The following is a 22,135-nucleotide window of genomic DNA, read 5'->3' on the forward strand; positions in this document are numbered from 1 at the left end:
AGCCTCGAGTCAGCACCTTGGCTTTATGCTCCGCCGGTACTCTTCGGCCGTTGCACGAGGTTAAAACTGATGCTGATTCGCAGCCCTTCATCCCCCTCAAGCTGACTGAGATTGGGCTCCACCTCATGCACCAGCCAGGCGGGAAACAGAATGATCCGCCCGGCGAGTGGCTCAAAATACACCTCGGACCAGTTCAATGCCTGGTCTCTTCCCTCTTTACTGATTCGCGGCCGCAGTATTTGTGCCTGTATCCTGGGGTCGGTGAAATAGATGCGGCCACTGCTCTCGGGTGACTGCACATAATAGACTCCGCTCCAGATGACCCCCGGGTGGATATGCATGCGATTAAAGGCGTGCCGGGGGCTGACATTAGCCCACATATTATCGATACCGGCGACAAAATCGGAGTCGTATTGCAAGTCATCGAAAACCTGCTGGGCGCAATGTTCTACCGCTTCAACCAACGGGCCAAACTGCGGGCGGTGATTCAAATCATCCTGGCTGTGCCAGGCTCCCGCCTGTTTGACGTTAGACCGATGCAGGCCAACTTTATCCTCCTCGCGCAACCCGTTAATACCGGCCTTCAGGCCGTCGTTTAATGGAACGGCGTCGTCCAGGTCTTTAAAGTAAATCAGGGTGGGAAAGTAAAGTTCTCGCTGTAATACACCCAGGCGATTATCGTTTTCACTCATGCAATGCGCTCTCCATTACATTTTCAGGCTGCTCGAAACGCACAGTACAGCGAATACCGGCCGGCAACTTTCCCTCCGGATTGTCCAGCCGCAGCCGCACGCCAAAGGTGCCACTGGCGGCATCAAACACCTTGTCCACCACTTCTACCACCGCCCGGTAGCGACCGCTGATCGGCGCCACCGGCTCGACTATGGCGACCTGTTGCAGCTTGATCTCGCCGTAGCGAGCAATGGGTAGAAATACTTCTACGTTGAGCTCGAAGATTTGCGCCAGGGTCAGCAGTTGTACTTGCTCGTGAATATACTCGCCGGGCACCTTGCTGACTTCGGTGACTATGCCGTCGATCGAGCTGCGTATTGTTCGCCGCTCCAGCCGTGCCTCGGCCAATGCCAGCTCCGCATTCGCCACCTGGCGCCGAATAGAGGCCGATTCGAGCTCCAGCCCGGCGATGGTTTCCTGCACCCTGGCCTCGTCCAATACCTTGTGCGACAGAATATCTCTTTTCGCCAAGGTTTCCGCCCGCTCCCGCTCAAGCTTTTGAAAGCCCAGGCGCGCCTCCCCGGAGCGGATTTCCACATCCTGCCCGGCCTGCAGTCGGGCCAGTTCCACCGTCAGCGCCTCCATGCTTGAATCCAATACGGCCAGCACCTGGCCTCGCTTGACCACGTCGCCACGCTTCACCCTGACTTCCTCAATAATGCCCTCATCGTAACTGCCGACCAGGGCGAGAGTCCGGGGTTCGATGGTGCAATCAAACTGATTTTCGTCGCCGGCATAGGTCTGGGCGCTGACCGGTGTCATCGCGGCCAGGGACGACAGCACCAGAAACCCGAAGTACAGCAGCGGCGAGCCGTTATCGTTGTTCATTATTCCAGCCTCCCGGCAAAGGACAACGCTGTGCCACTGTGCTCATCCCAGCGCATCAGTTCACGCCGGGCACGCCGGTGCCTGCGCTCCATGGTGCGCTGGGCCCGTTGAAACAGTCTCTCCCCGAGCGACCGTCCAGCGGCCCCGGCCAATCCAGCATCGATAATAAGTGCATCCTCCAGCGATAAATATATTTCCACTTGACCGGGCTCCCCTTGACGCGCGCAGCGGCCGAACAGTTGCCGGTCGATACGGCCCGAGTCATGGCGCTCCGACATAATAATATGCAAACCTCCCAGCGCCTGGACCTCGGGAGACAACCGGATATCAACCCCTCGACCGGCCATATTGGTGGCCACTGTCACCTGGCCCAAATTGCCGGCTTGCGCAATGATCTCAGCCTCGTGCAGGTCCTGGGCGGCATTCAACACCCGATGCTGCACGCCCGCGGCCTGCAGATAGCGACTGGCCAGCTCGGAACTGGCTACCGAACGAGTGCCGATCAGCACCGGCACACCGCGGCCTGACAACTCCCGGGTGCGCGTCACTATACGCTGCCACTTGCTGTCGATATCGGCCAATACCTCGGCCTTGCAATACACCCGCGCCAGCGGCCGATGGGTATGAATACTGGCTACAGGTAACCGATACACGGCCCACAGTTCGCGCGCCGCCTCCCGCGCCGTTCCGGTCATGCCTGCCAGTCGCTGATAGCGGCGAAAAAAGCGCTGATAGGTCATTTGCGCCAGGGGTATTGTCTGGCCTGTTACCCTACAGGATTCTTTCACCTCCAGCATCTGGTGCAGGCCGTCACCCCAGGAGCGGTCAGGCATCACCCGGCCGGTGTTCTCGTCAATGATTTCGATTTTATCGTCACGCACCAGATAGTGTTGATCGCGCACAAACACATGCAGCGCCAGCACTGCGTTGCGCGCCTGCGCCTCACGGTACAAACGACCGTGCCACGCGCCGCGCAACTGCTGCGAGCGCTGCAGCAACGCCGCTGCACCTTGATCCGTGAAGCGCACCTGGCGCTGTTCGCCGTGGTACCAATAATGCTCTCCCTCCTGCAAACCCGCGACGATAGCCAGCGACTCGGTAGCGATCTTAAGCTCGGTATCGGGATCGGTCCGCTCCGAAATAATCAGCGGCGTGCGCGCCTCGTCAATCAGTACACTGTCGGCTTCATCAACAATAGCAAATTGCAAACCACGCATCACCGGCTCGGCCCTGACCTGGGGAGAGTGCGCAATTCGCGACAACTTGATTCGCAATGAGCTGTTGCTGTTTTGCAGTGCCATGCGATCACGCAAATAATCAAACGCTGCTTCTTTATTGGTGCAATAGGTTATATTTTGCCGGTAGGCATCCCGTCGCTCGGCAGCGCTCATACCACCAATAACCAGCCCCACTCCCAGCCCTAACGCCGCGTAAACCGGCGCCATCAACTCCCGGTCGCGCTGGGCCAGGTAATCGTTCACCGTAATCACATGCACAGACTGGCCGGCAAAGGCCGCTGCCGCCGCCGCAAGAGTCGCGGTGAGCGTCTTGCCTTCCCCGGTTTCGAGCTCCGCAATCCTGCCCTGCAGCATGGCGCGTCCGGCCAGCAATTGCACATCATAGTGACGCAGGCCAATGGAGCGGCACGCGGCTTCGCGGGTCGCCGCGAAAGCCCTGGCCACAGCGTCATTATGCAAACCACTGCGGACAATATCGGCTCGCACCTGCTCGATGTATTGGCTGAAGCCGGAATCATCCAGCTGTTCAAGGCCCGGCCCCAGGGCGTTTACCGAGGTGACAAAACGCCTGCTGCGTATATCTTGTAACGGCGCCAACAATTGCAAACCGGCTTGCCGGGCAGCGCTGCCAACCACTCGCTGCCAACCACCCCGGGAATCCGGCCGTTCGGGGTAGATGCGCAAGCCCGGCAGGCTCAGGCGCGGGGCTGCGACGACAGACTCAGACACTGAAACGACTCAGGAACAGCTGCCGAATGCGGCGATAGGCCTGGTAGGCCAGCGATTCACTGCCATGACTAAAGCGCACATACACGCGGCTGCCAACCCCGCCGGCGGTGGTGGAATTCGCCACTTTCAGCTCCAGTTGATACAGCATTTCCAGCGCTGTCATGCCGCTGGGATCTGTGGGATCCACGGCAATCTGGCCGCCACCCTGGGTAGAAAACGCCGCACTGGGTAATTGCTGAGTCACAAATGGCAGTTCGTGTAACACACTGGCAGAGCGCACCGCCGAAAAGCAATCTGCGGGGCGCACCCTGATATCCAACGTCTGCTCGCGCACCAGATCGATAGCACTTTGCGGCACCAATACTCGCACGATGGGGTCTTCCAGGTTGGTGACATAACCCAGTGACTCGCCTTTGCGAAAGAATTTTCCTTCCAGGTCCCGCGGCATCCGTAACAACACATGACCACTCGCCGGGCTCAGAACTACCATCTCCTGCTCGCGCTGGACATTAATCGCCAGCTCCGCCTCAGCGTGCTTGATCTGCTCCGCCACCACCCGAGCCTCGGCCCGATCCACAACCTGCAGCGCGGCGTAGCGGGTCTGCAGTTCATGCAATTCCGCGCGTAAAACTCGCACCCGGGCGGGCAGCAAAGGGTCGGTCATTTTCAGAATCGGCGTTCCCGCAGCCACCAGTGCATTGGGCTCAACCAGCAACTTCTCGACGATACCATCGGCATTGACGTGCAGGACGGTTTCGGGCTCCCCCCAAACAACGCCCTCGGTGACCGTGGCGAACGGCACCGGCACCAGGGTAAGCAGTAACGTCAAGACAGTGCCCACCGCTCCCGTCACCATTAATGCCTGGGGACGCTGTTCACGCAGCACTGGGCTGTGCAACAAAAAGCCGATCATTTTCAGCAGCGGCCAGACAAAAATCATCAGGCCCGCCCATATGCCCAACACCACACCTACTACGAAATACTCTGAAGAAATAAACAGGATAATGGTGGTGGTGATAAAAATTCGATAACAGAAAGAGGCGATCGAATAGAACAAAAACCAGCCGGCTTCGCCCCTGGCTGTCACCGGGGATACCGCCTCCTCCACGCCAAATAAATAGCGCTGGATCAGATAACCCAGGTAACGATTCGCCCGTGTGGCCAAATTGGGTATCTCGATTAAATCCGAGAGCACAAAGTAGCCGTCAAAGCGCAGCAGCGGGTTGCCATTGAACAACAGGGTGGAGACCCCGCCGATCACCATAATATTAAAGGCAAACGCGCGCGCCAGGCCCGGCTCAATATTTAGCCAGACAAACAGCGCCAGGAATGCCAGAAACACTTCCACCAACATACCGGCTGAGCCAACCAGCGCACGATGCCATTTGCTTGGAAACGCCGACGAAGCGCTCGCATCCACATAGGGCACGGGGATAAACACCAGGAACATCAGGCCGATTTCGTGAACCTCGCCACCCCTGATTTTCACGGCATAGCCGTGCCCGAGTTCGTGCAGCGCCTTGATAAATGGATAGGTGAGAAAGAGCAGTAACAAACTCTCTGCCGCCAGAATCCGATCGCCGACATTGGCCGTGAGCTCGGACCAGTGCGCCAGAGCCAACAGCACCCCGGTCACCGCCACACAGACAAACAGCAACAGACCCACCCAGGAAAACAACGGCCTCACCAGCGGCAGGGTAAGATTGAGAAAGCGGTCGGGATCAAATAGCGGCAGCCGTACCGCGAGCGGATTGATAAAACGTTGCAGCAGCTTGCGTCGCGCCTGCTTCTCCGCGCGCATGGCTATATCGCGCAGATCCGGGCTGCGATCGGCCTTCAGCAGGTCACTGTGATGCAGTTGCGCCAACAGCTTGATGACTTCATCCTGGGTAAGGTTGTCATCACCCAGTTCCTCGCAGGCCATGGTCCAGATTTTTTCCACCGTGCGCTGGCCATCCATCAAGCTGATGACCAGGTAGGCTGCAGGGGTAAAACGGTGGTGTTTGCCCGAGGCACGATCCTGGATCACATACCAGCGCTTGCCGCGAAACGCCTGTCGATGAATTTCGGTGTGCTCACGCAAGGCCGGGCGCAGTTCACAGACTCGATACCAGGAATTACTCTTGAGGTTTGTCGCCATTGACTGAGCCCGTCGTCGCGCTAGGGCCACCAGGCCCAAAGCTTGAGCCGCAACCAGTTGAGCAGGTCGCGGGTCCAGATCTGCACCAGTAACCGTTCGCCCACCTCCGTTTTACCCACCCCCTCCATACCCGGGCGCAAACGCGGGTGGGCATCGGTCAGGGTCGCCTCGACGCGGAAGAAGTTGCGCCCGTCACGAGCCTCGGTAATTGGCACCACCTGCACGATGGTGTAGGACAAGGTGTCATTCAACAGGGATGCGGCTTTCATCTGCCCGGTCTGGCCCGGATGAATATCCAGCACCTGGGTCTCATCCACCTCGAGAATCACCCGGTAGGAATCCAGCGGCGCCAATTCAAACAGCTGCTCGCCCCGACCAACCGCCGCGCCCACGGACTGGCTCAAATCACCGGACACCACCAGGCCGTCAAAGGCCGCGGTCAATTGGGTGCGCTTGAGCTGTTCGGCCAGCAAAGCGATGTGGGCATCGGCCTGCTCGATCTGGGCGCGCACTATCTTGCTGCCAGGCCGATCTTTGGCTGCCATCATTTGATCGTATTCCGCCAAGCGCTGCTGGCGGGTGGTTACCCAGCGGGTGTGCTCCAGGGTAAGATCGCGATCATCCAGCGTGGCCAACACATCGCCCTGCGTCACCTGGTCACCGGCACGGGCCGACTGGCTGGAAATATAGCCGTCAAACGGCGCCACAATCACCCGCTGCACCTCGCCTTCAAGGCGCGCCGGAGATGCGACTCGATAACTGCCCTCCAGCACGGAAAACACACCCACCAGCAAAGCCACAGACGCGAAGGCAATTTTACGGCCGAGCAGTTCCGGGCCGATTAATCGCTGTACCTGACGGCTGACAGAGTCCCAGACTTTGCGCCCAATAAAGCGGTCATCGCGGCGCTTTTGTTCCAGAATCGGCCCCGCCAGCGCCCCCACAGCATCGCAGAGATCTATAATTTCCTGGCTGAACGGCTGCCCGGCAGCACGCTGAAACAACAACGCACCGGCGGGCTTATCTGCCACCAGCAGAGGAATGGTTAAAATCGTTGTGTCGCCCAGCAGGCCCGCGAGTTCGCCATGCTCCCGGGCTATCTGGTAAGCGCTGCCTTCCGGTGGCGGGTAGAGCAGCGCCATCTCCTGGTCAATGGCCTCCTGCATCGCCGCCGCGAGAGACTTGACCAGGTTCATCTGGCGGCCAAATTCAGCACTGTGGGACAGAGCCACCAGGTTTAACTGTTGTTTTTCCAGTGCCCCCAGGGCCACCAGCTGGCAATCCAGGCGAGTCGCCAATTCGGTAACGAGCGCTTTACCGGCGGAAGAGTAACTCTCCTCGTCGAGCAACAACCCAACCAGGTCGAGCGCCATACTGGAGCTGGATAATGTCTGCTTGCTGCCCGCCACAATCCGGCGCAGAAAACCGAGCTCTATCCAGCCTGCGCCCCACTGCAAGGCACGCATCAATTCGCGCAGCTTGTCTTCGCTGCGATCGATCAGTTCGACTGCCACCGCACCTCGGGCCTGGCCGTCCATGAGAATCGGATAAGCTGTGCAGCAGAGCGAACTGGCAGCAGCTGTATGCCCGGTCACCACCCCTTTTTTTTCTTCGATGGCGCGCCTGGCAGTCTGCAGCAGTGACGTAGGACCATCTCCCCGCTGCGGCCAGAACGCGGCCGGTGCAAGTCCGGAGTGATGTTCATCGTATAAGTAGACCGCAGCCCGGCAGGCTCCATCCAGCATGGAGCACTGCAGCTCCAGCCAGAACTCGGCCAGCTCTGGCGCCGACTTCGCCAGGGCCAGGCGTTGCCACAAGGTGGCATCGAGGTAGGAAACCCGCTGGGATGCATCCCTGGCCGCGGGGCTCACGGGGGACTGCGGGGCATCACTGCCACCCCCTGACATATTCATTTTCCATTCACCACTGCAATCACCGCCGGTCGTACGCTCAGTAGGCCAATCACTTTAGCCCGTCGTGACAACAAGTGCCAATCACTGTGGCTTCACGTCCAACTTGCCGTAGCGCTCTTCGTAACCGCGCAAGTTGGCTTCCAGTAGAAGAGAGAGCCGCTTGGCCGCGTGAGGAGTCATGATTATGCGATCGGTCAAACGAATGGTCACTTCACCTGCACCACCAAAACCGGTGGTCAAATTGGTGCCAAAAAACAATCCACACTCCTCCCGCGTCATCGAGACATTAACAACATTGGCGTAGGAGGTCGACATCGCCGAGTCGTCCCACTGCAGCTTGGGCGCGCTGGCTTTCTCACCATTAGCCGGTGCCTGGTTGGGTTCGGAGTTCATTGCTTTTGCACTATCTTCAGCCATCAATCATGTTTCCCATTTATTGAAGTATTGTCCAACGTTAACAAATCGCGGATCTAAACTCTCGTTTAATCAAACAACAACCAGGTTGAATCCGCTTCGTCCAGTTCACTGGCCGCACCTTTGAGCCGAGCCACTGTATCATCCGCCCAGGGGTTGGTGCTGAAAAAGCTGTCGTCGGTGTCATCGAAGATAAGCTCTTCCACATCCACCGGACTGTCGCTGCCGTCCACCGCCGGGTTCAAACTGGTGACCGTCGGCAGCGCGATCGTATACTCATCACTGGCGTTGCCGAACAGGGCCGCATCGTCATCACTGCCCCCCTCCAGCTCATCATTATCGGCACCACCCAGCAGCAGGTCATTGCCAGCCATACCGGACAGGATATCCAGGCCGTCACCACCGACGAGCACATCGTCCCCGCCACCACCACTGAGCTGGTCATTGCCCTTGCCGCCAAAGATCAGGAACGGCACTTCAACATCAGCCGCGACATTGACGCTGTCCTCCCCATCACCGGCAAACACGACCGCACCTGACAAGCCCGCCGAGTCGAAACTGCGGGTGCCGCCAAGAAAGCCTGCGGTCACATCCAGTTGCCCGGTAGTCCCGTTATGCTGCACGGTAATAGCGTCATTGTTTTCCGTACCCACAATCTGCAGTACGCCATCGCGCACCGCAACTCCGGTGACATAGGCAAGGGTCTCCAGCTTGTCCGAGCCTTCATCGTAATCGGCCAGGGTTACACTGACCTTGTAGACACCGGCGCCGCTATAGGTATGGCGGCCAAAAAAGGAACCCTCGCCATTACCGTTTTGATTGCTGCTCACCGACGCTACGGTGGTGGTGCCGTCACCCCAGTCAATCAACGCTTCGTGGCTGTCGGCTACGCCGAGATCAGAGAAAGTGCCCTCGATATAGGCGGTACCACCCTCGGCCAGGCTGCCAACCCCGGTTTGCGGCAACACCGGCGTAATGGTCTGGCCGTAGTAGGGGTAAATGGTGTAAATGTCATCGTAATCAATGACCCCGTCACCATTCAGGTCCGCCGCGGCAATCAGGGGGTCTGTACTTGGGTCCAGGCCAAAGCTGCTGGCAACAATCGAAATATCGTAGAGATTGATAAGGTTATCGCCATTGAGGTCAGGCAGAGGCGCCTCACTGAGTTGCAAGGACAATATCTCAGGTGCTGCATTGGCCACCTGCACGGTAAGCTGGGCGGCTTTAACATAGGTTTGGGTGGCGGTGATAACATCCACCGTAACAAGGTTATTGATCAGTCCATCGGCGAAGCTGTGCTCGACAGCACCGGCACTGGTATAGGTACTTTCACTGCCGTCACCCCAGTGGACCACGTATTGCTCGACTGCGATGACGGCACCGTTAGGCCCGGGCTCCTTGAATTCGCCGAGGGTAAGGGAATAGGGCGTGCCCTCCAGTGCAGTTGCCGCTCCAGCCACGCTCAACACCGGTATTTTTATAACCTCCGTTACCTGCACCACTTTCGAAGCTACCCCAGTGTGAAGGCCGTCCTCATCTTCCAGGCTCACCACGATCAGCTTGTCTTCACTGCCGGTGATACCGCTGTAGGTATGGGTTACCGGACCGATGGCCAGGCTCTCTTCCACCACACCGTCACCCCAGTCCACGATTATATTGCTGATCGTATCCGTACCCGGGTCGACAATGGCGCCGAGGTTGAGCGTGTAGACCTGGTCTTCATCTACGGCTGGTGCGCCGGTCAGGGCGATCAGGGGCTTAATATTGCGCACATCGACATCGAGACTGGTAGCGTTAAGGAAGTCGCCGTCTTCGTCCGTCAGGGTAACGCTGATGGTGTAAACCTCATCCCCATCGGCGTAAACGTGGTTGACCTCCAGTGTTGGAATACTGCCATTGCTGCCGGGTGCCGGTGCCGCAACCTCCTGTGGGGTCGAGCCATCCCCCCAGTCGATGGTGTATTTCGTTACCGTGTCATCACCGGGGTCATAGGCCGGGGCAATTTGTAATACGAAGTTACTGCCTTCGTTCACCCCTACCGCGTCGGCAGCCACTGCCGCGCTTCCAGCTAGTTGTGCTGTTACAGTACCGAGACCACCTAGCACCGTCGTCGGCGCCACGTTCTCAACGGTCACAGTCAGCGACTTCTGGTAACTGCCATCTTCATCGGTGGCCGTCGCCACCAGGGTAAAGGTGTCGGCGCCACTGTCGTCGGTGTAGACGTGCTGCGCAGTCTCGGCACTGCCTGGCAGGGTCTCGGAGCTGCCATCACCCCAGTCAATCTGCCAGGTGGCGAGAGTATCCGCCCCGGGATCGGTCGCTTCCAAAGTCAATAAATAGGCCTCACCCTCAACAATGGTCGAGGCACCGGTAATTGACAGCTGCGGTGCGATATTGGCCACCTCGACCGATTTTTCGGTCATATAGAGACCGTCTTCATCCTGCGCCGATATTTTGATAACCCGCAGGCCATTGTCGGCGAACGTGTGAGTCAGCGAGGCCGTCGCTGCGTTAACTACCTGGCTGCTGCCATCCCCCCAGTTCACGGTCCACTTGCTAATGGTGTCGTTACCCGGGTCCGTGGCACTCAATTCCAGTGAGTAAACCTGGCCTTCCGTCGCGGTATCCGCACCATCCACATTCAGCGTGGGCTTGACCTCGCGCACGCGCACGCCGGTAAACAGCTCTTTGCTGCCGCCATCCTTGTCGGTAATGACTGCCCGCACTGTGCGGGTACCGGAATCCATCAGTAGGCTGGCCGGGGCACTTACCTCACTGTCGCTGGACTCAAAAATTTCGAAGCTGCCATCGTTGTCAAAATCGTAGGAGTATTTGAATCCCGAGCCGGCATCAGTCGCGGACGGGTCACTCTGGTTAATGAAACGGATGGTGGCAGCAGCCCCCTCATCCACCGGTGAGTTGGGTGCCTGGGTTGAATTGACCAGCTGCGCCGTGGGCGCCGCATTGAGCACCGTCAAACCCGCTGTGTTGGTCGCAGTGTCAATACCAATACCACCAGTACCCGAACCGTAGCTGACCGCCACGCCAATGGTATAGGTCGCCGTGCCATCATCGAGGCCAAGGGCTGCCAGGTCCGCTATCGACAAGGTGATGTCGGCGCCGGCAACACTGCCAAAGTCAGCTTCGTCACCAAAGACGCCGTCGTTATCCAGGTCCCAGCTAAAGCCGGTTGGGGTACCCGCCGCTGTGGCCCGCAGGGTCACCGCCTGGCCTTCAAATATCTCCAGGTTGTTGGTCGTACCGACACTGCGGATCGAAGGCGTTGCCGGCGCAACCACCACCGGTGCCGCCGCCTGGGTGTAAGGCGTGATATCAGGATCACCCGCAAAGGAGCCGGTGCCGTCCTCATCGGTCACCACCAGAACCGGGGTGAAGGTGCCGGTGGTCTGGTAAGTGTGACTGGCAAATGCAGTATCACTGGCAAACACTTCTCGCTCTGAACCATCGCCCCAGTCAATTTCCCAGGCCATAATGGTGTCATCACCGGGATCAAAGGCGGAAAAATCCAACCGGTATGGCGCCCCGACCAGGGCAGCATCAGTACCCGTAACAGAGATTTGCGGAGTGGTATTGCCGATGGTCAGCAACCCCGTATCCAGAGTGACATTCAACAAGTCATCGGTGACTTCAAAGCTGATATCATAGCTGCCGTCATCACCCATACCCAGATCAACCAGCGCCTGCCAACTCAGGACCGGGTCGGTGCCAATGGCGTCACCAAAGACACCGTCGCCGTTCAAATCCCAGCGTGTATTGAGAATCGCCGTGCCGGTCGCGGGGGTCGCCAGGCCGTCAAGCGACAGTTGGTCTCCCTCGGAGATAGTGTAGGGACCACCAGCGTCCGCCTCGGACGGTTCGAAGCCCGGCACGCTTTCAATACTGGTGTAGGTTACCGTACCAAAACCGGGTTCCGTACCCGCCTCAAATGCGGCGTACAACACCCTTACCGAACCATCCGGCTGCAGCGGCGACAGCGGTGTAATCGGCCGCGGTTGCGGCTCACCAGTCGCGGGGTTGGTGACCAGGCCCGAACTGAAGCGCAGCACATCGTCGTCGGCGCCACCCGCAAGGGTTATACCGGCACCGTGCGGCAGTTTGTTACCGGCAATCTGGATATCGTCATTGCCACCACCCAGGTCAATGTCAAAATCATTGCCAACGGCCAATTCGCGGATAACCACCGAGTCTTCGCCGCCACCGGTCTGGATATTGACACTCGCGGCTCCGACTGTGGCCGACCTGGCGGTGACGATGTCGCCGTCCGCACCGGTCCGGACTATGGTGTCGGCACCGACGTTAAGTAAATCGACCCGGTTAAAGCCGTCGCCCATATTGATATCGAGCCGATCCACGGTGGCCGCATTTACCTGTTTGAGAACATCGTCAGTGCCGCCGAAAATCAAATCCAGGCCTTCCATGGCGGCGTAACTGACCACCAGCGGTACGCTTTCCACCGTTTCGGCAACCCGGTTAAACACTGCGATACCGCCATTGTTACTCGCACCCAGCTCGTCGGCGGCGGCAACAAAGACCTTGCCCATCGCCACCGCCAGGTCGGCCGGGGAATCGAGACCGGTGCGGCCGCGCAAAACCTGCTCCAGCGTCAGTTTGCCGGTGCCAACGTCGCGATCAAACACCGTCAACGTAGCACCCACACCGCCGCTCACATACAGCTTCTCGCCATCGGCAGAGACGGCCACGTCATTGGCACCCGCAATACCGCGAATACCATTGACCCGTTCGAGCAGGGTTTCTTTATGCTCCAGTTCACCGCTGCTGCCATCGCGGGCAAACACCGCGAGACCACCACTGCTGCCGGTCACGTAGACAAAGGCTTCGTCATTGCTCAGGGTCACCGCACTGGCACCAGTAAAGCCAAGTGCTGTGAGGTCGATCGTCTGTGCTACCGTCGAGGAGCCAAAGTTCGCCCGCGCAGAAACAGTAAGATCATTGCTGGTTGCACTCACTGCATAGATCCAGTCGCCCGCGTCATCCACGGCAACATCGTCCACATCCAGGCCGGTATTTTCAGCGGCGAGTAACAAGCTGCCGTCGCTGCCGCGATTAAAGACACTCCCGCCGTCATCGCCGCCAATAACCAGGGTGCCACCATCGGCACTGATGGCTATGGTGTCGTACCTGTTGTCACCGAGGCCGGTGGCATTGGTGGCGGCCAAGTCAAAGGCCAGGTCACCAGTGGTTACGTCGCGTGCAAAAACCGCTATCAGCTGGTCGTTCCCACCGGTGACATAAACGCTGGCCCCATCCGGGCTGACAATCACATCGGTTGCACCGGCCAAACCGTTGACACTATTGACCCCGTCCTTGAACAGCTGTCGTTGCGCCAGGTCTTCGGCGTTGCTGACCACCAGCGAGCCGCTGGCGGAATTGATGCCGTACAGGGTCCTGCCATCGGCGCTGGCTGCCACTGCCTGCAACCCGGAAAATTCCGGGGCGTCGCCGCCTTCGGGCCGTGGCGCGGAAATAAAGGCGGCTTCACCGTTACGCAGCAACTCGTGGGATATGGATACCACATTGCCGTCAATAGAGGCATTGATATAACTACTGGATGTGTTGGTGGGCACCAGTGTCACCCACACGTCGCCAACCCCCAGCCCGTTCAGGTCAGCGGTATTGCCGGAACCGCCAAATGCAGTGTCCCGGGTTACGCCGCCCACCAGCAAATCGGTGAGATGAGTATCCGATGCGGAATTACCCACCCCCAGCTTTGGATTGATTAGCGTGGTATCCGACAGGTTGATAAACAACAGCATGTCGTAATTGGTGTAATCATCATCTGCAAATCCGGCAACGCCTTTATCCAGCCGCACCACTGCCGCAACAGCCGGGCTGGAAAGCACCTTATCGGTGGCGTCAGCGCGAATATCCTGCAGCCAGAGTTTGTCCTGGGAGTCGCTCACCTGGGCAATGACCTGGTCCAGAAAGCTATCGAAATTGGTGATTTTATCGAGCAGGCCGTAGGCCTCAGAGCCGCCGGCAAGACCGGCAATCAAGGGGGTATTTACCACCCCTTCCATACTGAAATTGCGCGCGTTGGGACCGGCGCCGAGGTATACACGGGAGTTCGAATTGACGCCCGCATTCACCGTAATGTTATCGGGTATACCCTTGGCAACATCGACATTGGACTCCAGCACAAAGCGGCCGGAGCCGCCATCATTGGCCTTTTGACTGCTGATTACGCTGCCCGAGTGATTGATGTAATTTGCACCCACGCCACCTTTGATGTTCACTGATAACCGGTCTGCATCCACTACGGTACCAGAGAACTTGATCGTTCCTGCAGCGCCACCGGCGCCCGCTCCGCCGGGGCCACCTATGCCGCCTACGCCGCCATCGCCGCCAGCGCCACCGCTGCCGCCGCCACCACTGTGACTTCCGCCGGCACCGCCTTCCTGAATACTGCCCACGGCACTACCGCCTTTAGTGCCTGCGGCCCCATTACCGCCAATTGCAGATGCGGTGCTTGAGTTAACAAAAATTTCACCCTTGGCTGCAATTTCAAGTGCGCCACCACCGGCACCTCCTGCACCACCGGTGCCGCCAGTTCCACCACCGGAGCCGTAGCCACCGCCACCGCCACCTGCGCCAGACTCCCCGCCGCTAAACGTACCACCAGCTTCGCCGCCGCCTCCGGCACCGCCACCGCCACCGGCGCCAGCACCACCGCCGCCGCCGCCTGTACCACTGGAGCCACCGCCTCCTCCGGACAATGCGGTGCCTCCGGTAAAATTGTAGCCCGGGTTACCGACGGCACCGGCGCCACCATCCTCTCCGGGACCGCCATTGTCGCCTTTTTCCCCACTCCCAGGTGCACTTGTTATTTCGCCGCCTTCACCGTCTTCACCGCCACTACCACCGTACCCTCCATAACTGCGAGCACCGCCAGCATTAGAGAAACCGTTTATACCATCACCACCGCCGTTGCCATAGCCGTTGGTATTGCCAGGGTCGCCGTCGGCGCCATCGCCGCCAAAGCCGCCTCTGTAACCGGTACCCGGCTGCTCAAAACCGCCCGCGGCTCCGGCTCGGCCACCGCCACCGCCGCCGCCGCCAGAACCGCCGCCGCCGGTATTGTAACCTCCATCCCCTCCAGAAAATCCCGACTGTCCCGGCTCACTGCCACCGCTGCCGCCCGATCCACCGAGCCCACTACCAAAGGGGCCGGATGGCGCACCGCCTTCTCCAAATCCAGGGCCGCCATCTTCACCGTCCTCAGCCGGTTCGGCTGATGAACTACCGCGGCCACCACCGGCCCCACCATCTGCGCTGCCCGCGCCGCCACCGCCGGGCCCAGCTGTTGAATTGGAAGCCGAGACATTAAAGGTCACACCTGTGCCAACGGTGACATCATCGCCCGCCAACAGGGAAAGACCTTTACTCCCGGACGCTCTAATGGTCGAATTATTGGCAATGACCAGGTCGCCGGCGAAGCGAATCTGGGCGACCTGATTCGACTCTGTAAAAACAGTGCTAATGCCGGCATCTGCGGCAGAAATACTGGGCCCCCCGACAGACGAGTCCCAGCTCGAAGCGATAACATAACTTTCGTAGCTGCCGTCGGAAGTGGCATCGACGTAAATAATGCCCGACGAAAGCTTGCCGCTGTTGGTGTTAAAATTGACCGAATACATCAAATAGGTTGGCAGCGAGCTCTGGGTAGCCTCAACCCCGGTGCCACTTACCAGGCTTTCCGCGGCGATGTTATCGATCAACACCGAACCGGCAGTCCAGCTAACGTTACGCAATGCGGTAAAGGAGTCCGGTAACTCCACCCGGGTAAAGCCGGCACCGCCAGTCACTTCAATCGACTTGGTGACCCGGCTGCCATTGAGAGTGGTGCCCGTTAGCAAGATGGTTTCAGTACCCGCCTCCAGCCTGGCCACAGACAGCGCATGCAAGGCAAAGCCATCGCCATCCTTGTGGCGCAGGGTAAATACGTCACTGCTGCTCGCCGCTTGCGCTGCTGCGCCCAGCTGTGTATTGCGCTCAATGGTATTGGTGCTGGAGAGAACGAAGTCATCTTCTGTGTGAGAGGTTAACCCACCGGTGTAACTGTCGAATTCTATGGCGCTGGAAAAATCGGTAAAGCTGGAGAAGCCCGCCGACTCAAGCACTACCTTGGCCTGGGCCAGAACTACATTATCGCCATTTATGCTCGCGTCAGCCGCCCGTGACAGCTCTTCGAAAGTCAGGCTATCCCCGGCAGATGCCCCACCCACGACCCGGATCTTGTCCGCGCCATCGGTATACAACAGATCGATACCGTTGCCACTGAGTACGCCGTTGTTCACCACCCAGTCAACACTGGCGGTATTGGCGTCGCCATTGGCATCGACAGAGTTGTCCACCAGCAAACTGTCCACATTAAAGCTCAGGTCGCTGAAAAAGTTGGCGTAGCCTGCCCCGGTTGCAGGCAGTACCAGTGGGTCGACAATAGCCAGCTTGAGGGTGTCAATGCCGCCGTCACCGCTAACCCGGGTGGCGGCACCAATTCGCTGGATGGTAATTTCGTCATCGCCAGCGGCGGCGTCTACCTTCACCGTTAACCCGCTGACATTGTGGTCAAGGGTCAGCTTGTCGCTGTTTTGCCCGAGCTTGAATTCCGCTTCCTCGAACTCCGCGAAGCCAACCTGGCCAATGGGGCCAAGCCCGGACAACAGGGCACCGCTGGCATTTTCTCCCAAGCTGGCACCGCTGGTAGGCGTAGTGACAGCAGTGATATCAAACTCAATCTTGTCACTATCATCCGCTGTACTATCACTGCCGGCATTTATGCTTAGCCCGTTGCCGCCGAGCACTTTAATAAGGTCACTCTTCAACCCGAGATTGATGATGACTCCGGCGGTCGCCTGCTCGACCCGCACAATGTCTTCCCCGCCACTGGAACCCGGATCCATGGAGATGGTGGTGGTAATACTGGTGTCGCGTAAGGTCAGGTCATCGTCAGTGGCGGCCAGGGTAATATCCAGGCTGCTGAAGCCCTCATAGCCGATTTGACCTGGGCCACTCATGGTAAAGCCAGTGATGCTGTCGCCATCGACAAAACCCGGGATGCCGGAAATCGTGTTGGCGGTGTCGTCAACGGCCAGTGAGCTGTTGCTGCCTGCGCCGCCATCGAGCACCAATGGTGCGCCAATATTGGCCAGGCTTCTGGCGGCACCCGGACGGGCATCGCCAATAGTGACCGCGTCACTAGCGCCGCGCAGGTCGACATGGGTTTCTGTGGTCAGGTCCCAGACCAGCAACCGGTCTTGTCCGTCACCGTCGGACAAATTAATGTCGATCAAATTGGCACCGCTGGTGGCCAACACTTGCTGGTCATAGGCGCCGGCCTGCAGTTGATCGAATACCCCGGCACTACCCGCGCGCAGCTGGTTGTCCGTCAGCAACCAGTCGGTGGCTTCGGTATTGCCCTGATTGGTAAAGTAAACCTCCTCCACGTTGAATGTCGTCAAACCCGGAGCAAGCGTCGTACCGGCCAGTTCGCCGTTAAGGGTTGCAGTGGCGCTGTCTTCGCCACCCCCCAAATCGAGGATGATGCGGCGAGTCAAATCATCGATTTGAGCCTGGTCATCACCCAGTCCCAGGCGCAACTCTACCTTTTCAATTGACTGGTTGTAACGCAAGGCACCAGGCGCTGCCAGGCCAACCAGGGCCAGGGTGCCTATCTCCGCCAGGCGGCCGGACACATCGGCACTGGAATCAAAAATCAAATGATCCACACCAGTACCGCCGCTGACATCCAGGTCGGCAGCAATACCTTCAACAGAACCGTCTTTGCCGACGGTTACCGTATTGTCGCCCCCAACCAGATTCACCAGGGTATAGCCGGCCAATGTCTCCAGTGCAATGGTATCGCCAAACTCACTGGCGTTGATGATTAGGTCGCCAGCGATGGTGTTATACACCCGCAAATCACTACCGGCGGTGGTTGGCCCCAGGTCCAGCTGGAAGCTTTCAATGCCGGTATAATTGATCTGGTCGGTGACGGCGCCTGCGTCGGTTTCCATGCGGGTAACCCGCAGGGTATCGTCAAATAACTCCAGCCCGGCAACACCGTCGAGGCTCTTGCCGTCGCCCTTGACTATCGCCGCGTCCTCACCGTCGCCACCGATCAGGGTCACGTTATCGAACGCCGTTACCAGAAGGTCGTTATCGCCACCACCATCAAGGGTGACGGTAATCAGGTCGGAGACATCAATATTGTTGCTGCCGGCGGAGACTTCCAAGCGATCATTACCCCCCAGCCCCAGCACCTCCAGTTCATCCTTGTCGGGCGAGCTGTTGATAATAAAGGCCGTGGAATCGCGACCCGGTGTGCGATCCTGTAATTGCACTATGTCCCGGGAAATCTTTTTACTGCTGCCCCCTTCAGGGTCGCCTTCCAGGTCGGTCTCATCGAAGCTGGCGAGCACACCGGTGACCACCAGGTCGTCCGCCTCGCCCGTGCCGGTAAAGACCACCCTGTCGACGTCGGCATTGGCTTTGGATTTATCCGCTGAACTCAAATCCACTGCCAGTAATTCGATGTCTGTACCGGTCAGGTCGCCAATGGTTAGCTGATCGGAACCCCCTGCAGCCGTAATGGACAAATTTTCGATATTGTCGATTACCAGGTTTTCCAGCTTGCCGTTACCACTGGCCATGGTGGTCAACAATACCTTCTGCTCGCCGCCCTCCATAAAGCGACTGAGCAATATATTGTCATCGGCTTCAACCGCTCCCACCACACCTCCGCCGTAGGTGCCTTCCGTCAGGGCGAAGCTACCCCCGACGGTCAAACGATCCGTATCGCCAGTGGCATCTGCCGCTTCGATAAGGGTGTCGACACCTTTGCCCGGTGCCCAGAGGTAGGTGTCACTGCCGCTGCCCCCGGTCGCGGTGTCATTGCCGTCCCCGCCTGCGAGGCGATCATCTCCCTCGCCGCCAATCAGGTTGTCGTCACCACCGCCGCCCTGCAGGCTGTCATCGCCCGAGCCACCGTCCAGCGTATCCCCGTTGCGGCCGCCGACCAGGCGGTCGTCGTGTTCATCACCACGCAGCATGGCGACACCACCACCGGCATAGGAGAGTACGTCGTCGCCACTGCCACCTCTGAAATTGACACTGGCCATCACGGTGCTGTCGACCACGATAGAGTCGTCACCCGTACCCCCGACCGCCGTTATGTGTTTGACGTTCTTAAATTGCTGCTGGGCGCGCTCTTCGCCGCCGTTGACGTGAAAACGCACCAGCAGGGTTTCACCGCCGGCCGGGTTGTTCTCATCGGTCAAACCCAGCGACGTCACCGTGAAGCCTTCATTTACCTCTGTGTCGGAACCCTGGCGACCGACTCCGGTATTGACCCGCCGGTCGGCGGTACCACCGGTACCATCACCCATATGCAGCTTCAGCGTTCCGTTGCTGTCCACCGCGCCGATCTCCGGTGGATTCAGCACTACGCCTGCGAGCACCTTGGCATCGTCAAGCTGGTAAATATCAAAATCAAAAATAAGTGCACTGGCCAGGAGATAGGTTTCGTCGGCCAGAATCACTTCCAATGGGCTGACACCCACGGAAGCAAAAATAAATGCTTCCAATCCGGCGTAGAGGGAGCCGGACATATTAAACAAGCCAAAGGGGTCGGCATTCAGAATAAGGTCCTGCTCGCCGAGGCGCACTCTACCGTCGTAGGTAAACGGGCTTTCAGGAACCTCAATGGCGGTGCCATTGCGCACTCGATTTACGTAGTCGTTCTGGGAGTCGTTCTGTGGCTCGGGCAGGTCATTCAGGTCAAAATAAATATCGGTGGCAAAAAATACTTTCACACCGGCTTTGAATTCAGCAACCAATAGATCGGGACCAACACTGGCGCCCGCAGACAGCTTGGCGCTAATAGTAATTTCAGGGCCATCACCGGCATCCGCATCGGTGGGCACATAGACACCGTCCTGCAGATTGGCGGGAGCATCTTCACCGATATGGTCATCCCAAAAAAAGCCATCGGCGAGTCGATGAGCATTGTCGTCGATACTCTGTTGCAAAGCGTCATCGCTGGAAAAATCCAGGCTTTGGGTAAGGGCATTGGCCCCAAACAGGTCGAAGCCGGCGTCGATATCAAATGCCGCACCGATATCAAAACGAAAATCTGCGGTTAAAAACGGCGCAATAATGGGTATGGATATTTCAAAGAAATAACCGAAATTAAAATCCAGGGCGGCGTTAATCAGCACCGGCGAAGTGTCGCCCAGTAGCATGGCCTCTACCAGCGATGGATCCTGCAAGAACGGAAAACTGATCGCGCCACTGACATCGCCGAAAAACTTGGATGTTTTTTCACTCTCTGATTTTACTTCTTCCAACAGTGTCTTGTTGGGGTCTCTGCCAATTACCTTGACCGGGCGCTTCTTGGCGGCCTCTGCATTGGCCTCATCGTCATCCGGATCCGGATCTTCCCCGACATCGCGTTTGCCGTTAGCGCCAATCTGGAGGGTAAAGCTGAGCATACTGGGGGCATCAGGCAAGCCCTCGGCAATAGGCCCCATCTGAAAAATAACATCCAGCAATTCGACCACAGCCTTGGCCTGGGTCAAATCCTCCAGCAGTGCATCTTTTTCCTTTTTAGAGAGGTCTGTGCGAAACGGCGTTGAGATAATACCCAGGTCGATGGGCGTCACCTTGCCGAGGTCTAACGCCTCACCGATATCGCTGAGTACCGGGATAGGCAGGGTGAGAAAATCGATCACCGGCTTGAGCGGCGCAGCGCCCAATTGAAAACCCGCGATAAACGGGTCCACCGTTTCGGAAATAAAAGTGCCCAGATCCAGGCGCACGTCTTCATATTTGAAAATAATATCATCGCCAAAAGCATTCGCCTGGGTGTTGTCATTGGCGAAAAACTGTTTGATATTGACGTCACCCTCTACCCCGAGATTAAAAGTACGGCTGGACTCCGCCACATCGGCAAAGTCCGGCAACATGGCAGCGTCGATATCCAGATTGATTTCAGCGGCGCCGCTGACTACACCGTCCACCACCAGGGAATCGATCTCAGCGCGAGTCATGCGACTGTCGTCATCAGTGCCGGCAATATCAATCGTCATTTCACCGAGGAACTGGCTGCCGCGGGCAGCGATGGGCGCGATCGCGGGATCAATCAGGGTTGCGTCCTTGCCCGGGCGCCCGACATCCATCTGGATCAGGGCGCCGAAAATTCCCGCCGTACCTTTGGCCTGCAGTATTCCATCCGTGCCGCCATCAAGTACGGCGCTGAGGTTATCCAGCATCAATTCATTGCTGAATCCGGTTTCGACAAAAAAGATTGAGAAATCATCGACGTCCTCGTACACACCAAAGACCAGGTCGAGACTCCAGTCGTAGCTGAGAGAGACTTCTTCATCAATGCCGAGTTTGGCATCGAGTACGGCATCCGGGCCAAGCGCCAGGTCCAGCGCTATGCGCGCGCTTTCAGTGCCGCCCAGGGTAAGGGAAAAGAGGTATTCGGAATTGTCGCCGTTGGTGCTGTCGAGGATACTATTACCGACGATCAAGTCGCCCAGGGAATTGCGCAGGCCTTCTTTGACATCTTCGGCATCGGGTCCAAACGGGCCCGACGATACTACGCTGAAACTGTCCAGCCGTGCCGATATGCGCTCGGCAATTTGCCCCACCTGTTTGTCCGCCAGCTGGGTACCGATCAGAGGGATCGGCGCAGAGAATATTTTGTCGTTGAGTTCGCTTTGCAGCTTATCGAAATAGTCGTTGAGGCCGCCGTTATCGAGAATGCCAAGGTCGGCCGATAACAGTAATCTCGGTTCCAGCGCTTCGAACTGCACTTTGCGCTGCACTTGTTGCGGTCGCCTTGCTGACGCCAGTGATTTTCCCAGTGGAGGTTTGGGCCAGTTTTTTTTTCTTGTACCCAGTAGTGAACCAATAAGTCCCTTGCTCTTGGCGGCAAATGGAAATGCCATGCCCCTTCTCCCTGCCAGGCTTGCGCCGTGCGGCGGTATGTGTCGGCTTCCGGTGCACACTTGAAGTAAAACGCGGAGCTGGGCAGTGCTGATCGGCTAACAGACAATGAATTTAGGTATCACGAGTGTTTTTCGAAAAATCCTTGC

The 22,135-nt window shown here is 58.2% G+C and carries 7 protein-coding genes; all 7 read right to left on the reverse strand.

The genetic code is table 11. From position 1 onward, the window contains the following. Positions 1-23: 23 nt before the first annotated feature. The 7 genes from G8764_RS17085 to G8764_RS22570 all read right to left on the reverse strand — a co-directional run bounded on the left by G8764_RS17085 (position 24) and on the right by G8764_RS22570 (position 21,988). Positions 24-692 (reverse strand): TIGR02466 family protein, encoded by a 669-nt coding sequence (locus G8764_RS17085; protein WP_166165891.1) that lies wholly within the window; start codon positions 690-692, stop codon positions 24-26. Beyond that, positions 685-1,560: an efflux RND transporter periplasmic adaptor subunit gene (locus G8764_RS17090; protein WP_166165892.1), complete on the reverse strand. Its 876-nt coding sequence runs from the start codon at positions 1,558-1,560 to the stop codon at positions 685-687. The genes G8764_RS17085 and G8764_RS17090 overlap by 8 nt, the downstream gene beginning before the upstream one ends. After that, the gene (locus G8764_RS17095; protein ID WP_166165893.1) at positions 1,560-3,527 is read right to left on the reverse strand and encodes a preprotein translocase subunit SecA; all 1,968 of its coding nucleotides are present in this window, start codon (positions 3,525-3,527) and stop codon (positions 1,560-1,562) included. Before G8764_RS17095 ends, G8764_RS17090 begins: the two co-directional genes overlap by 1 nt. After that, positions 3,520-5,667 (reverse strand): PqqD family peptide modification chaperone, encoded by a 2,148-nt coding sequence (locus G8764_RS17100; protein WP_166165894.1) that lies wholly within the window; start codon positions 5,665-5,667, stop codon positions 3,520-3,522. Before G8764_RS17100 ends, G8764_RS17095 begins: the two co-directional genes overlap by 8 nt. A 20-nt stretch (positions 5,668-5,687) precedes the next feature. Continuing rightward, positions 5,688-7,580 carry an HlyD family efflux transporter periplasmic adaptor subunit gene (locus G8764_RS17105; protein ID WP_166165895.1) on the reverse strand — a complete coding sequence of 631 codons (1,893 nt, stop codon included), beginning with the start codon at positions 7,578-7,580 and terminating at the stop codon, positions 5,688-5,690. 81 nt (positions 7,581-7,661) lie between these two features. Next, positions 7,662-7,997, reverse strand: a complete 336-nt coding sequence (locus G8764_RS17110; protein WP_207951935.1) for a DUF3467 domain-containing protein — start codon at positions 7,995-7,997, stop codon at positions 7,662-7,664. Between the two features lie 65 nt (positions 7,998-8,062). Beyond that, positions 8,063-21,988, reverse strand: coding sequence for a PKD domain-containing protein (locus G8764_RS22570; RefSeq protein ID WP_243748880.1), 13,926 nt, complete (start codon positions 21,986-21,988; stop codon positions 8,063-8,065). Positions 21,989-22,135 lie beyond the last annotated feature (147 nt).

The sequence above is a fragment of the Pseudomaricurvus alcaniphilus genome, from assembly GCF_011440395.1.
Taxonomy (GTDB): domain Bacteria; phylum Pseudomonadota; class Gammaproteobacteria; order Pseudomonadales; family Cellvibrionaceae; genus Pseudomaricurvus; species Pseudomaricurvus alcaniphilus.

Excerpts from the sequence above, each read along its gene's own strand:
- G8764_RS17105 (WP_166165895.1), bottom strand. The coding sequence starts at position 7,580 with ATGAATATGTCAGGGGGTGGCAGTGATGCCCCGCAGTCCCCCGTGAGC.
- G8764_RS17100 (WP_166165894.1), bottom strand. The coding sequence starts at position 5,667 with ATGGCGACAAACCTCAAGAGTAATTCCTGGTATCGAGTCTGTGAACTG.
- G8764_RS17085 (WP_166165891.1), bottom strand. The coding sequence starts at position 692 with ATGAGTGAAAACGATAATCGCCTGGGTGTATTACAGCGAGAACTTTAC.
- G8764_RS22570 (WP_243748880.1), bottom strand. The coding sequence starts at position 21,988 with ATGGCATTTCCATTTGCCGCCAAGAGCAAGGGACTTATTGGTTCACTA.
- G8764_RS17090 (WP_166165892.1), bottom strand. The coding sequence starts at position 1,560 with ATGAACAACGATAACGGCTCGCCGCTGCTGTACTTCGGGTTTCTGGTG.
- G8764_RS17110 (WP_207951935.1), bottom strand. The coding sequence starts at position 7,997 with ATGGCTGAAGATAGTGCAAAAGCAATGAACTCCGAACCCAACCAGGCA.